The organism is Haemophilus influenzae, from assembly GCF_019703545.1.
In the GTDB taxonomy this organism is placed as follows: Bacteria; Pseudomonadota; Gammaproteobacteria; order Enterobacterales; family Pasteurellaceae; genus Haemophilus; species Haemophilus influenzae_E.
Window position 1 is genome coordinate 1,030,648 of sequence record NZ_AP018771.1, and the last position, 15,463, is coordinate 1,046,110.

15 protein-coding genes and 1 tRNA gene are annotated in these 15,463 nt (G+C 36.2%); 10 read left to right on the forward strand and 6 right to left on the reverse strand.

Annotated features, from left to right (window positions below):
• Positions 1-6: 6 nt before the first annotated feature.
• From K6J66_RS05145 to K6J66_RS05160, 4 genes are all read left to right on the forward strand, one after another.
• On the forward strand, positions 7-1,767 hold the full coding sequence (locus tag K6J66_RS05145; RefSeq protein ID WP_038439607.1) for a glycoside hydrolase family 3 protein: 1,761 nt from the start codon (positions 7-9) through the stop codon (positions 1,765-1,767).
• An 18-nt stretch (positions 1,768-1,785) separates the two neighbouring features.
• Entirely contained in the window at positions 1,786-3,189 is a 1,404-nt protein-coding gene (locus K6J66_RS05150; protein ID WP_038439608.1) for an MFS transporter, read from the forward strand.
• Between the two features lie 68 nt (positions 3,190-3,257).
• Positions 3,258-4,661 (forward strand): glucuronate isomerase, encoded by a 1,404-nt coding sequence (gene uxaC / locus K6J66_RS05155; RefSeq protein WP_038439609.1) that lies wholly within the window; start codon positions 3,258-3,260, stop codon positions 4,659-4,661.
• 8 nt (positions 4,662-4,669) lie between these two features.
• Positions 4,670-5,308 carry a bifunctional 4-hydroxy-2-oxoglutarate aldolase/2-dehydro-3-deoxy-phosphogluconate aldolase gene (locus K6J66_RS05160; protein ID WP_038439610.1) on the forward strand — a complete coding sequence of 213 codons (639 nt, stop codon included), beginning with the start codon at positions 4,670-4,672 and terminating at the stop codon, positions 5,306-5,308.
• Positions 5,309-5,360: 52 nt separating this feature from the next.
• Here the strand turns inward: K6J66_RS05160 and K6J66_RS05165 are convergent, their stop codons facing one another.
• Positions 5,361-5,687 (reverse strand): zinc ribbon domain-containing protein YjdM, encoded by a 327-nt coding sequence (locus tag K6J66_RS05165; RefSeq protein ID WP_010868923.1) that lies wholly within the window; start codon positions 5,685-5,687, stop codon positions 5,361-5,363.
• 102 nt (positions 5,688-5,789) lie between these two features.
• Here K6J66_RS05165 and K6J66_RS05170 point away from each other — a divergent pair, with 102 nt between their 5' ends.
• Positions 5,790-6,344 carry a YtfJ family protein gene (locus K6J66_RS05170; protein ID WP_005687488.1) on the forward strand — a complete coding sequence of 185 codons (555 nt, stop codon included), beginning with the start codon at positions 5,790-5,792 and terminating at the stop codon, positions 6,342-6,344.
• Between the two features lie 56 nt (positions 6,345-6,400).
• Here K6J66_RS05170 and K6J66_RS05175 read toward each other — a convergent pair.
• A tRNA-Ser gene (locus K6J66_RS05175) sits at positions 6,401-6,490 on the reverse strand.
• 180 nt (positions 6,491-6,670) lie between these two features.
• On the opposite strand from K6J66_RS05175, the gene K6J66_RS05180 reads away from it, so the two are divergent.
• Genes K6J66_RS05180 through K6J66_RS05200 form a run of 5 tightly spaced genes read left to right on the forward strand, consistent with a single transcriptional unit; the run spans position 6,671 to position 10,768 of the window.
• Positions 6,671-7,333 carry a Bax inhibitor-1/YccA family membrane protein gene (locus tag K6J66_RS05180; protein ID WP_005649826.1) on the forward strand — a complete coding sequence of 221 codons (663 nt, stop codon included), beginning with the start codon at positions 6,671-6,673 and terminating at the stop codon, positions 7,331-7,333.
• A 59-nt stretch (positions 7,334-7,392) separates the two neighbouring features.
• Positions 7,393-8,457: a YcjF family protein gene (locus K6J66_RS05185; protein WP_038439611.1), complete on the forward strand. Its 1,065-nt coding sequence runs from the start codon at positions 7,393-7,395 to the stop codon at positions 8,455-8,457.
• The gene (locus K6J66_RS05190) at positions 8,457-9,131 is read left to right on the forward strand and encodes a TIGR01621 family pseudouridine synthase (protein WP_038439612.1); all 675 of its coding nucleotides are present in this window, start codon (positions 8,457-8,459) and stop codon (positions 9,129-9,131) included. The genes K6J66_RS05185 and K6J66_RS05190 overlap by 1 nt, the downstream gene beginning before the upstream one ends.
• Before the next feature lie 47 nt (positions 9,132-9,178).
• Complete coding sequence (gene xthA, locus K6J66_RS05195; RefSeq protein ID WP_038439613.1) at positions 9,179-9,982, forward strand: exodeoxyribonuclease III; 804 nt, start codon at positions 9,179-9,181, stop codon at positions 9,980-9,982.
• Positions 9,983-9,991: 9 nt separating this feature from the next.
• On the forward strand, positions 9,992-10,768 hold the full coding sequence (locus K6J66_RS05200) for a TIGR01619 family protein (RefSeq protein WP_038439614.1): 777 nt from the start codon (positions 9,992-9,994) through the stop codon (positions 10,766-10,768).
• A gap of 50 nt (positions 10,769-10,818) precedes the next feature.
• Here the strand turns inward: K6J66_RS05200 and mreD are convergent, their stop codons facing one another.
• The 4 genes from mreD to K6J66_RS05220 form a co-directional block, all read right to left on the reverse strand.
• Positions 10,819-11,307 (reverse strand): rod shape-determining protein MreD, encoded by a 489-nt coding sequence (gene mreD, locus K6J66_RS05205; RefSeq protein WP_005657800.1) that lies wholly within the window; start codon positions 11,305-11,307, stop codon positions 10,819-10,821.
• Positions 11,307-12,362, reverse strand: a complete 1,056-nt coding sequence (gene mreC / locus K6J66_RS05210) for a rod shape-determining protein MreC (protein WP_012054775.1) — start codon at positions 12,360-12,362, stop codon at positions 11,307-11,309. The genes mreD and mreC overlap by 1 nt, the downstream gene beginning before the upstream one ends.
• A 79-nt stretch (positions 12,363-12,441) precedes the next feature.
• A complete protein-coding gene (locus K6J66_RS05215) occupies positions 12,442-13,497 on the reverse strand; it encodes a rod shape-determining protein (RefSeq protein ID WP_005657804.1) in 1,056 nt (351 codons plus the stop codon).
• A gap of 129 nt (positions 13,498-13,626) precedes the next feature.
• Complete coding sequence (locus tag K6J66_RS05220; RefSeq protein WP_005668011.1) at positions 13,627-15,405, reverse strand: ABC transporter ATP-binding protein/permease; 1,779 nt, start codon at positions 15,403-15,405, stop codon at positions 13,627-13,629.
• Positions 15,406-15,463: the final 58 nt, after the last annotated feature.

The window sequence follows — 15,463 nt, forward strand, 5'->3', positions numbered from 1 at the left end:
ACAAATATGACTGTTGATTTAAGTAAAAAACCATTTTATCTCAATGCTGAACAAATTGCTTGGGTAGAAAATACCATTGCAAATATGAGTTTAGAAGAAAAAATTGGGCAATTATTTGTCAATATGGGTTCAAGTCGTTCAGAAGAATATTTAACTAATATGGTTAATAAATATCATATTGGAGCAGTGCGTTATAACCCAGCTAAGGCTGAAGAGGTTTATGAACAAAATCATATTTTGCAAACGAAGAGTAAAATTCCGCTTTTGATTGCGGCAAATACTGAAGCGGGCGGAAATGGTGCTTGTACAGATGGCACGGAAATTGGTCTTCAAATAAAAATTGCTGCGACTCAAGATGCTCATTATGCCTATGAAATGGGCAGAGTAGCGGGGATTGAGGCTTCGGCTATTGGTTGTAACTGGAGTTTTGCCCCAATTGTGGACATTAATTATAACTGGCGCAATCCTATTATTTCTAACCGCTCGTTTAGTTCTGATCCTGATACCGTATTGGAAATGGCGCTTGCTTATATGAAAGGCATTCAAGAAAGTGGTATTCAACCTGCCGCTAAACATTTCCCAGGAGATGGTGTTGATGAGCGAGACCAGCATCTTTCCTTTAGCATTAATGACTTTTCATGTGAAAAATGGGATGAAACATTCGGTAAAGTTTATCAAGGGTTAATTGATGCAGGGTTGCCTTCTATAATGGCGGGGCATATTCATCTACCAAGTTATGAGAAATATTTTTCTCCAGAATTAAGTGATGAAGAGTGCTTGCCTGCTACACTTTCTAAACCGCTTTTAACAGATTTATTGCGTGGAAAATTAGGGTTTAATGGTGTAATTGTTACTGATGCAAGCCATATGGTTGCAATGACATCAAGCATGAAACGTAGTGAACTTGTTCCTCAAGCTATTGCTGCTGGTTGTGATTTATTCTTATTCTTCAATGATCCAGATGAAGATTTTGCTTATATGATGGATGGATACCGCAATGGTGTCATTACTGAAACACGTTTATATGATGCTCTTTGCAGAATATTAGGTTTTAAAGCGAAACTTAATTTGCATAAGACACCAAAAGAACAAATTCTACCTCCAAAAGAAGCTGCTATGGCAAAAATTGGACTGCCAGAAAATAAAGCGATTTTCCGTCAAGTTGCTGATAAAGCGATTACGCTTGTTAAAAATAAACAAGCAATTTTCCCGATTTCGCCTGAAAAACACCCTCGAGTGTTATTAGTGAATATTAAAGGGGTTGAGGGAGGCTTTGGAAAAATGGTCGCAGGAAGCTCAAAAAGTGCCATTGAAATTTTACAAGAGCAATTGACTAAAAAAGGTTTTTCCGTCTCAATTTATCAGTCTCCGATGGATAATATTCTAGCTCTTCCCGATGAAGAACAAGTACAAGCGATTCGCAACGAATACTCCCAAAAACGTCCAATCTCTGATTTAGTTGGTCAATATGATCTGATTATTAATGTAGCAAATGTACATATGAGTACCGTACAGCGCATCGTGTGGCAAGCAACTAAAGGCACGCCGGATATACCTTTCTATGTGCATGAAATTCCAACGATTTTTGTTTCTGTGCAATGTCCATTCCATTTGGCAGATGTTCCTCAAGTTAAAACTTACATTAATGCCTATGATGGAAAACAAGACACGATGGAAATGTTAGTAGAAAAATTAATGGGCTATTCTGATTTTAAAGGCGTAAGCCCGGTTGATGCATATTGTGGGTTTAAAGATAGTTATATTTAACCATACAAGGATAAATTTATGAACACATTAGAATCAAGACCTTTTGGTCTCAAAGATAAAATTGCCTATATGACAGGTGACATCGCAAATGATATGAGCTTTATGATGTCAGCTTTTTTTCTTATGCTATTTTATACCAATGTATTAGAAATTCCAGGGTATGTTGTTGGGTTACTCTTCTTAATATCACGTGTATTAGATGCTTTTACTGATATGGGAATGGGACGTTTAGTTGATACTATGAAGCCTTTTAAAGAAGGGCGCTTTAAAGGAATAATTAGACGTGCTGCACCATTTGTCTGTTTATCTGGTTTCTTGCTATTTCTTTATGTTGTAAAAGATTGGTCATATCCAGCCAAATTAGCTTATGTGAGCATTACTTATATTATCTGGGGGAGTTTCTGTTACACTGCGGTTAATATTCCTTATGGCTCAATGGCAAGCGTTATCAGTAGTTGTCCTGAAGATCGTGCTTCTCTATCTGTATTCCGTTCGATTGGTGCCAATATTGCGCTATTAACAATTTCTTTTATTGTTCCGTTATTGATTTATAAAAATGTGGATGGTAAACAAATTATTATTCCAGAGATGTTTACTATTATTATGGGTGTTTTAATGCTCATCGCATTTTATTTGTATCAATTCTGCTGGAGAAATTCAGTTGAGCGCATTCAATTGCCAGAAAAAGTAGGGCGCAGACATAATAGAAATGAGTGTTTTGGAGATGTCAAAGCTATTTTTGTTAGTCTTTTTTCAAATAAACCATTACAAATTTTTATTTTAATTGCCATCATTTTACTATTAGCTAATTTACTTATCGGTGCAATGAATCCATACCTTTATATTGATTACTTTAATAGTAAATTTGCATTATCTATTGGTGGAACATTACCTGTCATTGCTTCTTTCTGTGTTGCACCGTTTGCACAAACCTTGGTGAAAAAATTTGGTAAAAAAGAATCAGCATCGATTGCTTTATTGCTCACTGGAATTGGATATTTTATTCTATTCGGAGTTAAAACAACCGATGTATGGTTATATATGGCAATTGCTTTCATTTCTTTATTGGGACTCAATTATTTTATGGTGATTATTTGGGCGTTTATTACTGATATTATTGATTACCAATTCCTGAAAACACATCGCCGTGAAGATGGTACTATTTATGCGGTATATTCTTTTGCACGTAAAATTGGACAAGCACTTGCAGGCGGATTAGGTGGTGTTGCATTAAGTTTGGTAGGTTATATGCCTAATGTGCCAAGTCAATCAAGTGAAACTCTGAATTCAATTTATAATGTTGCAACGTTGGTTCCTGCAATCTCTTGCATTGCAATTTTTGTTATTTTAACTTTCTGGTATCCACTTTCAAAAGAAGTTGTCGATAATAATTCTCGTGAATTGGAGAAAATAAATAAATAATAATCTATCCCCTCTTTTAGAGGGGAATCTCCTTCTTCTTATTTACAGAATCATTCAAAGGTAACATTATGAAATCATTTATGGATGAAAATTTCCTTCTTTCAACGAATACTGCAAAAATTCTCTATCATGATTATGCCAAAAATAAACCTATTTTTGACTATCACTGTCATTTAAATCCAAGAGAAGTGGCGGAAAATCGTCAATTTAATGATTTAGCTGAAATTTGGCTAGAGGGTGATCACTACAAATGGCGTGCCTTACGTACAGCTGGAGTACCAGAAGAATTGATTACAGGGAAGGCTACTAACTATCAAAAATATTTGGCTTGGGCGAAAACAGTCCCTCTTTGTATTGGTAATCCAATTTATCACTGGACACATTTAGAATTACGCCGTCCTTTTGGTATAACCAATATGTTATTTAATCCGCAAAATGCGGAAAAAATTTGGCATCAATGTAATGAAATGTTGCAACAACCTGAATTTTCTGCGCGAGGCATTATGCAGAAAATGAACGTGAAATTAGTGGGGACAACAGATGATCCCATTGATTCTTTGCAATATCATCAAGCAATCAAGAATGATGAAAGTTTTGATATTGATGTTGTACCAAGTTGGCGACCTGATAAAGTATTCAAAATTGAGTTGCCACAATTTAATGACTACCTTGTACAGTTAAGTGAAGTTGCAGATGTAGATATTTATACGTTTGCAGATTTAAAAAAAGCGTTGTTAAAACGTCTCGAATATTTTGATGCTCAAGGTTGTAAATCTGCTGATCATGGTATGGAAATTGTCCGTTTTTCAGCTATTCCAGATGAATCAGTATTGAATAGTATTTTACAAAAACGTTTGCAAAATCAACCGCTCTTGGAAGAAGAAATCGCTCAATTTAGTACTGCAATTTTAGTCTGGTTGGCTTCGGAATATTGTAAACTTCACTGGGTAATGCAAATGCATATTGGTGCAATACGTAACAATAATAGTCGAATGTTTGCTTTACTCGGTGCAGATAGTGGCTTTGATTCCATTGGTGATCGAGCTTATGCATATCCCCTCTCTCGTTTGTTAGATGCAATGGATAAGGAAAATCAACTGCCTAAAACTATTTTATATTGCTTAAATCCTCGAGATAATGAAATGATCGCTAGTATGATCGGAAACTTTCAAGGCGATGGTATTGCAGGGAAAATACAGTTTGGTTCTGGATGGTGGTTTAACGATCAAAAAGACGGAATGGAACGTCAGTTACAACAGCTTTCTCAATTAGGGTTACTCAGTCAATTTGTTGGAATGCTAACTGATTCACGTAGTTTTTTATCTTACACTCGCCATGAGTATTTCCGCCGTATTTTATGTGAAATGATTGGTGGATGGGTTGAAAAAGGTGAAGCGCCAAATGACATTTCATTACTGGGTAAAATGATTGAAGATATTTGTTTCAACAATGCAAAAAATTATTTTAAATAGGGAAAATTATGTCATACACAACTCAACAAATTATTGAAAAACTTCGTGAACTCAAAATTGTGCCTGTAATTGCGTTGGATAATGCAGACGATATTTTGCCGCTAGCAGATACGTTGGCTAAAAATGGTTTACCTGTGGCAGAGATTACTTTTCGCTCTGAAGCAGCGGCAGATGCAATTCATTTACTGCGTACTCATCGACCCGATTTTTTGATTGCTGCGGGCACAGTTTTAACTGCGGAACAAGTAGTTTTAGCTAAAAGTAGCGGAGCAGATTTTGTGGTTACTCCTGGGTTAAATCCAAAAATTGTGAAATTATGTCAAGATTTAAATTTTCCAATAACGCCAGGGGTGAATAATCCTATGGCAATTGAAACTGCATTAGAAATGGGAATTTCGGCGGTAAAATTTTTCCCTGCAGAGGCTTCAGGCGGAGTGAAAATGATTAAAGCATTGCTCGGTCCTTATGCTCAATTACAGATAATGCCGACTGGTGGTATAGGGCTTCATAACATAAGGGATTATCTTGCTATTCCTAATATTGTTGCTTGTGGAGGCTCTTGGTTTGTGGAGAAAAAATTGATTCAATCCAAAAATTGGGATGAAATTGGACGATTAGTCAGAGAAGTGATTGATATTATTAAATAAATTTATTTCTTTAAAGTGCAAAGTGCGGTCTATTTAGACCGCGTTTTTTCGATTAAGCCTTTTTCAAAAACTCAGATTTCAACATGATTTTGCCGCAATCGACATTATGATCGCCATTTACTAAGCGGATGTTTTTGAATTTTGTACCTTTTTTCAATACTTCTGATGAACCTTTTAATTTTAAATCTTTAATCAAAAGTACATTGTCGCCTTCTGCAAGCAAATTCCCATTGCTGTCTTTTACGATTAGTTGATCGTCATCTGATTCTTGAATTTCATTATTATCCCATTCATTACCGCAATCAGGGCAAACAAAATTAATTGAATCGTGGTAAACGTATTCACTTTGACATTTTGGGCAATTAGGCATTTGATCCATTGGGTTTTCCTTCTTGATTACATATAATAGGCGCGCAAGTATAGCAAAAAGATGTCTTTCGCCAAAGCGTGAAAGTTTTTGATAAATTTTTGAGGAAAATGTATGAAAAAACAAATTCTTGCCTTAGTTTGTGGCGTAATGTTTAGTAGTTCGACTTGGGCACACAATTTGCAATTAGAGCAATCTTTACCAGCAGTGCAAGTAACGGAGTATGGTGAAATTGTGCTTTCAGGAAAAGATACTGCGTTTCAACCTTGGGGTTCTGCGGAATTAGCGGGTAAAGTGCGTGTTGTTCATCATTTAGCGGGTAGAACGGCTGCAAAAGAGAAAAATCAGTCGATGATTGATGCGATAAAAGCATCCCATTTTAATCCTGTAAAATACCAAACAACCACTATTATTAATGCGGATGATGCGATTGTTGGTACAGGTATGTTTGTAAAAAATAGTGCACAAAAAGGCAAACAGGAAAATCCACATAGTCAAGTTGTGTTAGATGATAAAAGTGCGGTAAAAAATGCTTGGGGATTAAATTCTAAAGATAGTGCAATTATCGTGTTAGACAAAACGGGAAAAGTAAAATTTGTGAAAGAAGGAAAATTGTTTGATAGCGATATTCAGACTGTTATTTCACTAGTGAATGGATTGACCAAATAACGTAATACAAAGTAAAAATCCCTAAGCCGTGTGACTTAGGGATTTCTTAATTCTGATGGCGGAGGAATAGGGATTCGAACCCTAGGAGGGCGTAAACCCTCGCCGGTTTTCAAGACCGGTGCCTTCAACCACTCGACCATTCCTCCGTGATTGATGGGCGTAGTATAATGAATATTTTATTGATGTAAATAGAAATTTGATGATTTAACTTTAGATGATGATAATTTATTCATTTTGATGAAATTAATTCCATTAATACCATTGACTTTTTTATCCCTAGCCCTTACTTTACAGAAGACTTTTTATTTATTTTACAAGGAGCTTTTATGCAATCACGTCTTATTGTGGATGCTCAAAAAGAATCGTTACTCAGCACACATAAAGTGTTGCGTAACACGTATTTTTTATTGGGATTAACCATGGCATTTTCAGCGGTTGTTGCGTTTATTTCAATGAGCTTAAACTTGCCATATCCAAATATTATTGTGTTATTGGTTGGCTTTTATGGCTTACTTTTCTTAACCAATAAATTAGCTGATCGCCCTGCTGGTATTTTGGCTGCCTTTGCTTTCACTGGATTTATGGGATACACCATCGGGCCAATTTTAAATATGTATGTGGCACGTGGAATGGAAGATTTGATTATGCTTGCATTCGCAGGAACTGCCATTGTGTTTTTCGCTTGTTCCGCTTATGTATTGACCACGAAAAAAGATATGTCATTCTTATCTAGTGCAATGTTCGCATTATTTATTGTGCTATTGCTTGGTATGGTGGCAAGTTTCTTCTTCCAAATTCCTGCGTTATCAGTCGCAATTAGTGCATTATTTGTTGTGTTCTCAACAATGACCATTTTGTATGAAACCAGTAATATTATTCACGGTGGAGAAACAAATTACATTCGAGCAACCGTGAACATCTATGTTTCAATCTACAATTTATTCTTGAGTTTATTAAGATTACTTTCTATCTTTTCAAGTGATGAATAATGATTGAATTTTGACTTTATGACCCCACTATTTAGTGGGGTTATTTTTTGGAATAGGCAATGGAAAAACAAATTTTTGAACATTCAGTTAATGTAGAGGAAGAACAATATCAGCCTAAGCAAGAGTTTCATAATGTGGAAACAAAGTTAGATGAAGCGTTAGACGGAGAGTTACTTGATGCTCAGCTTGAACAGGCATTGAAACCAAAATCCAGTTTTGGAAAAACGGTATTAAAATTTACCGCACTTTTATTTGGCACGGCGACGGTTGCGCAATCTGTGCAGTGGATTTGGGATAGCTATCAACAACATCAATGGATTTATCTTGCTTTTTCTTTAGTGAGTTTAATTGTCATTTTATTAGGGATTAAAGAGATTATTGGCGAGTGGCGACGTTTAGTTTGTCTAAAAAAACGTGAGCAATTGCAACAACAAAGTCAGCAGATTTGGTTAGCAAGTGCGGTAAAAAATGGCGATATTTTTTCTGTTCAGAGCGTAGAAAAAAGTAAAGTACTTTGTTTAGAGGTCGCAAAATCTCTAGGTTTGGAAAATGATTCTCCAGCGGTAATTCAATGGCAACATCAATTAAATGAAGCTTATTCAGCGCAAGAAATTGCTCATTTATTCAGTCGTCATGTTTTGTCTTCTTTTGATGCACAAGCTAAAAAATTGATTAGTAAAATGGCAGCTGAATCAGCTGTGATTGTTGCGATTAGTCCGCTTGCTGTAGTGGATATGTTTTTTATCGCGTGGCGCAATCTTCGATTAATGAATAAAATTGCTGAAATTTATGGGATTGAATTAGGGTATTTTTCACGTATTCGATTGTTAAGAATGGTATTGGTCAATATCGCTTTTGCTGGGGCAGCCGAAGTGGCACAAGATATTGGAATGGATTGGCTTTCTCAAGATGTGACAGCAAAATTGTCTGCGCGTATCGCTCAAGGAATCGGTGTGGGATTACTCACAGCTAGATTAGGTGTGAAAGCAATGGAGCTTTGTCGCCCGTTAGCATTTCAATTAAACGAAAAACCAAAACTGTCACATATTCAACAGGAATTACTTAGTTCGGTAAAAGATATTGTTCTCGGTAAAAACAAAATTTACAAAAAGGAACAAGTCTGATGAAAATCGAGGTTGTTTATCAACATAGCGATTTTATTATTATCAATAAGCCTGAAGGTATTAGTGTTCATAAAGATCAAGAAGAACAAGGCTTAACAGAACTTGTTGCAAAACAACTGAATGTGTCTCAAGTATGGTTGGTTCATCGCTTGGATAAAGTGACGTCGGGGCTATTAATTTTGGCACTGAATGCTGAAAGTGCGGCTGAATTTTCTCGACTTTTTTCTGAACATAAAATTCATAAAACTTATTTGGCATTAAGTAAGCAAAAGCCTAAGAAGAAACAAGGATTGATCGTCGGGGATATGAAGAAAGCCCGAGATGGTGCGTGGAAACTTTGTCAAACTAAAGAAAATCCAGCGATTACGCGTTTTGAAAGTGTAAATTGTGAACCTAATTTACGTTTATTTATTTTAAAACCTCAAACGGGGAAAACACATCAATTACGTGTTGCCATGAAAAGTTTAGGTAGCCCGATTTTAGGCGATGGGCTTTATGGTAAAAATACTGAAAAAATTGACCGCACTTATTTGCACGCTACTCAATTGGAATTTGATTATTTGAATGATTTTATTTCGGTCACTTGTTTTCCTATTCAAGGTCAATTTTGGCTTAAGCCTACAGTATTTGAGCAAATTCAGGTTTATCTGACAAAGCCGTTTTTATCAAAATAGAAATCTCTGTATAATAAAGCCAATTTCACTCTTTAACAGGAACAAAAATGAAATTTATCTCTTTTAATATAAATGGTTTACGTGCTAGACCACATCAACTTGAAGCCATTATTGAAAAATATCAGCCAGATGTTATCGGCTTGCAGGAAATTAAAGTTGCTGATGAGGCTTTTCCTTATGAAATTACAGAAAACTTAGGTTATCACGTATTTCATCACGGACAGAAAGGTCATTATGGCGTGGCATTATTGACTAAACAAGAACCTAAAGCGGTTCGTCGCGGTTTTCCAACAGACAATGAAGATGCGCAAAAACGTATTATTATGGCTGATCTTGAAACTGAATTTGGCTTATTGACTGTCATTAATGGCTATTTCCCACAGGGGGAAAGCCGTGCTCACGAGACTAAATTTCCAGCTAAAGAGAAATTTTATGCAGATCTTCAACAGTATTTAGAAAAAGAACACAACAAATCTAATCCGATTTTAATTATGGGCGATATGAATATTAGCCCGAGTGATTTAGATATTGGTATCGGAGATGAAAATCGTAAACGTTGGTTACGCACAGGTAAATGTTCTTTCTTACCAGAAGAAAGAGAGTGGTATCAACGTTTATATGATTACGGATTAGAAGATAGTTTCCGTAAGATGAACCCAACAGCAAATGATAAATTCTCGTGGTTTGATTACCGTTCTAAAGGTTTTGATGATAATCGAGGTTTACGAATTGATCATATTTTAGTAAGCCAAAAATTGACTGAACGCTGTGTCGATGTGGGTATTGCATTAGATATTCGAGCAATGGAAAAACCGTCTGATCACGCACCGATTTGGGCTGAATTTAAATAGGAAAGCGAAATGGATATGGCAAATTGGCAGAATTATCGTTCTACCGTGAACGGTATGCCTGCCGTGTTTACCGCAAATATTGAAGATGTTGAAAAATATCACGGTAAAGGTCTCGATAAAATAGTGCAGTTTACTATTGATTATCAGGCTGATGATGAAACGGGTTTACCCTCAGAAGTTGAATACGATAAGTTAATTAACCGTGTATTTAAAATTTTGACACAACTCACCGCACTTCCAAATGTATTTTTTGCGGGGCATTTTATTTGTAATTCTCAAATAAAAATACATTTTTATTGTAAGCACGAAAATCTTATTGTAGAAACTTTACAACAAATTGATTTTGTTAAAGATATTAATGTTCAAAAGGATTTAATTTGGGATACTTATTTTGACTTTTTGCTTGCTTCTCCATTAGAGATTAAGTTAAATGCAACGGAGGAGTTACTTGATTTATTAAAAAGTAAAGGTCGTAATTTAAGTGATACCTATTTAGTAGAGCATAGTTTTCATTTTGATGAAGAGCAGAAAATGTTCCCTTTTATGGATGAACTGAGTTTAGGGGATTATTCTTTCACAACATTACAATATTCTGCACAAGCGATTCAGTTTAATGAAGGTGACGAACCTTATTTCTTGGTAAAATTAGAGCAAGAAATTTCATTAGATAATAGTGAGATTTTTGAACAAGTAGAACGTTTTGAAAAATTGGCTGAACAATTTTCGGGAGAGTATATCGGTTGGGAATGTGATTCTTTACTGGATAGCAATAAGCCGTTGAATTAGGTGTTTGAAACATTCATAAATCATAAAAAAGAGAGAGTTACCTCTCTTTTTTAATGTAATTTAACTTTTCTGCGTATTTTGCGCATTAATAAAAATACCCAAGGCCATAGTAAACCAGAAGCGAATGCGCCCAAGATGGCTTGCCAATGAAAAAAGGCAGTATGGAGTGAAAATTCAACTAAGAAAATAAGTAATCTTATAATGAAGACGAAAAGTACAACCAATAAACTTTGGAACCAAAGTGATAAATTTCGCAGAATTAAATAGTTTTTGGCAATGATGTACATGCTCGTAGAAAGTACGAGAGCGTGAACGCCTAATGTAGAGCCTAATATTAAATCCCAAGTTAATCCGAGTAAAAATGACCAGCCTATACTTACTTTATTGGGAATAGCTAATACCCAATAAAGTAATACAAGTACAAGCCACGCAGGCTTTAGCATTTGGAAACCAACTGGCCAAGGTGCAAGTTCTAATACAAAGGCAATAACAAAGAAGCTTAAAATAGTGAACCATTGTAAAATAAATCGTGTTTGCATTAGTCTTCTATCCTTTCTTCTTGCTGTTCTATGGGAAGATCTTCTTCATTTTGAAGAAAATCTGTTGGAATATCTGGTTCAATAATGGTTTTTTCTTCATTTTCTGGAAAGTCTTTTTCTGTTAAGGGTGTTTTTTTCACTCTATAATTTGCTTCATTAGCTTGGCTTTCTAAACGTTTTTGCACCAGATTGCGAACTTCTTCTGGCGACATTGATTTTACTTTTGATATATCTAGGTTACTTGGCCAAAGTAAAAGTACATAACGTAAACGTTCTAATAAAGCTAAAGGTTTAGCTTTAACTATTGCAAAGTAATTAGAGCTATCACGCGAAACGCTTTGTACAACAGCTACGGGATAGCCTTCAAGAAAACGTCCACCAAGCCCAGAGGTTACGAGAAGATCGCCTTTTTCTATATCAACGGAACGAGGCACGTTATCGAGGCTTAGTTCATCGGTATGCCCAGTCCCACTCGCAATAACACGAACATCATTGCGTAGAACTTGCACTGGAATTGAGTGTGTTACGTCTGTGAGTAGCAGTACTCGGCTAGTATTTTCGCCCACGGAAATAATTTGTCCAATGACGCCTTTTTCATCAATGACAGGCTGACCTACATAAGCACCGTCTTTTTTGCCTTGATTAATAACAATTTGTTGGCGATAAATATCTGTTTCTGCAGTAAGAACTTCGGCAATTTTTTTGTATTCATCGGTTCTTAACGGAGAATTTAATAAAAGACGTAATCGCTGATTTTCAACTTTGAGTTGATCAAGTAAAAGTAAATCTGCATTTTTTTCCAAAAGCTGTTGGCGTAGTACTTTGTTTTCAATTTGTAATTTATTGGTATCAACAAGATTTTCTGAAATGCCATCTAAGATACTTCTAGGGCTATTTGCAAGATAATATAAACCGCCTATTGCCGTTTCCATTGCACTACGTGCTTTCGTTATTGAGCTATTACGTCCATCAGCTAAAATTAAGGCAATAGATGCAAAGATAGCGATAAGCAGACGAATACCTAGGGGAGGGGCTTTGCCGAAAATGGGTTTCATTAAACTTTCTCTTGTTGAATGAAAAAAGTGAAAGGAAAAGTGCGGTTATTTTTAACCGCACTTTTTGTTCATATTCTGATTAAATTTCATCACTAAAAATATCGCCGCCGTGCATATCGATCATTTCTAATGCTTCGCCACCACCACGAGCAACACAGGTTAATGGATCTTCTGCGATGATAACTGGGACACCAGATTCTTTAGAAAGTAAAATATCAATATTACGTAATAAAGCACCGCCACCAGTTAATACCATACCACGTTCGAAAATGTCTGCTGCGTGTTCTGGTTGGCATTCTTCAAGTGCCGTTCGAACCGCTGCTACAATACCGTTTAATGGTTGTTGAATGGCTTCTAGGACATCACGTGATGTTAAAGTAAATGAACGTGGCGCACCTTCAGCTAAATTATGTCCGTGTACTTCCATTTCTTTAATTTCGTCACCTTCTTGAATATAAGCAGAACCAATTTCTTGTTTGATGCGTTCGGCGGTAGGTTCTCCGATAACCGAGCCAAAAGTGCGGCGAACATAAGAAATAATCGCCTCGTCGAAACGGTCACCACCGATACGCACGGAAGAAGAATATACGATACCATTTAAGGAAATTACAGCCACTTCTGTCGTACCGCCACCGATATCAATTACCATAGAACCAACTGCAGTAGAAACGGGTAATTTAGCCCCAATTGCAGCTGCCATTGGTTCTTCAATTAAATATACTTCACGCGCACCAGCACCGATTGCTGATTCTTTAATTGCGCGACGTTCTACTTGTGTTGCACCAGCTGGCACACATACTAATACACGTGGGCTTGGACGCATAAAATTACCGCTATGAACTTGTTTGATAAAGTATTGCAACATTTTTTCTGTCACAAAAAAGTCTGCAATAACGCCATCTTTCATCGGACGAATTGCTACAATACTTTTGGGAGTACGACCTAACATTAATTTAGCTTCTTTACCCACAGCTGCAATGCTTTTTAATGTGCCTACGCGATCTTGACGAATCGCAACAACAGAGGGTTCATCAAGTACAATACCTTGTCTTTTGACATAAATTAAAGTATTAGCTGTGCCTAAATCAATAGAAAGATCGTTTGAAAACAACCCACGAATTTTTTTAAATAACATAATTATACCGTTTAAAATGAAAGTTAGTTTTGTTTGACAAAAAGTAGAAAATGACTTTGTCAAACATACAAAAAATTGCACTAAATGTATCAAAAAAAGCGTTGCGATTACAGTGTTTTTTAGCGTTTTTTATAGCACTTGCCATTGCCCTTTGTCTTGCAGAATTAACTGTTGTTGATGTAAGGTTTTAAGGGTTGAACGGTGTCCCACACTGATGATTGTCGTTTGTGGTAGTTCTTGTTGTAACAATTGATACATCGAAAATTCTAAACCTTCATCCATACTAGCTGTGGCTTCATCTAAAAATGCCACCGCTGGTTTGTGTAGAATTAATCGTGCAAACGCCAAACGCTGTTGTTCGCCAAGAGAAAGAATACGTGTCCAGTCTTGTTCTTTTTCTAATTGTTCAGCCAAATGTCCTAGTTGTACTTTATTTAATATTTCTACAGCTTGTGTATGTGAAATATTGTCAGCGTTATTTGGATAAGCTAATGCTGACATTAAATTTCCTTGTGGCACATAGGGCTTTTGTGACAAGAAAAGCTGATTGTGCGTAGGGCAATTTATTTCTCCCTCGGCGTAGCTCCAAAGCCCCGCAATGGTGCGTAAAAGCGTGGTTTTTCCTGCCCCAGATTTTCCTTGAATAAGTAAACTTGTTCCTTGCGGTAAGGTAATGTTTAGATGTTTAATTAGTGTATGACCTAATGGATTTTGAATACTTAAATTTTTGAAAATCACATCTGTTGGATGATTGTGGATCTGTGTTTGTGATTTATTATTTGCTTTTTCAATGGCATAACAGAACCCAGTTAAACGATCTAGCGTTGCTTTATAGCTTGCAAAATTATCATAAGTACTGCGGAAGAATGAAAGATTTGCGTGTAACTGACCAAATACTTGCAAGGTTTGCATTAGATCGCCTAGTTTTATTTGCTTTTCAAAGTAACGTCCAACTTGAATTAACAATGGAAAAACAACAGAAATTTGGCTTACGACTAGGTTAAATCCAGAAAATTTTAGTGTTCTAAATATAATGACCCACATATTGTGAATGACGGCGTTGAACTGCTGATAAAGCTGATTTTTTTCGACTTTTTCGCCCGCATAAAAAGCAATGCTTTCAGCATATTCTTTAATGCGAATTAAAGAATAACGATAGTTTGCGTTTAGGCGTTCATTAATAAAATTCAATGAGATTAATGGGCGACCGAGCCAGAATGCGATGAGGGTTGTGAAAATGACATAACCAAACACTAAAAATACCATCATATGCGGAATTTCTACACCAAGTACTATCATTGGACCTGCTAATCCCCATAACAAAATCGTGTAAGAGATCATCGAGGTGACCGCATCAATGACGCCAGTGCTTAAAGAAAGCGTGGTTTTTACATAAGATTGCACATCTTGTTGAATACGTTGATCGGGGTTATCTAGGTTTTCTGATAAATACTGTGTTTTGTAATAGGCACGATGTGCCATCCATTTATTAACAAGCTGCTCGTTAAGCCATTCAATCCAGTTGATGACGAAACGTTGCTCTAAATAATAGCTTACTAATGCTGCTGAAACAGAACTTGCTGCGATGACGCAGAATAAGCCCATTTGTTGCCAAAATACATGTTCATTAAATTCTTGCAATGAGGTATACATATTTTTATACCACTCAGAATTTACAAGGCTGATACGTACGCTAAGTAATGTCATTGCAACAATAAGCAGAAAGAATAAGATAGGTTTAATGCTACGTTTAGGCGAAAGATAACCGCCTGCAAACATCCAAAATTGTTTTCCCCATTGAGTAAAACGCACCAAAAGAAAAATGCCAAAACTAAAGACGACTGAGGTGATGGCTAGCGTTTGTAAAATCCAAATAAGAGAAGTAATGGCTTCTTGGCTGTAATCCATAAATATTCCATCCGAGATAAAAGTGCGGTGAAAAATAACCGCACTTTTTGTAAAAGGG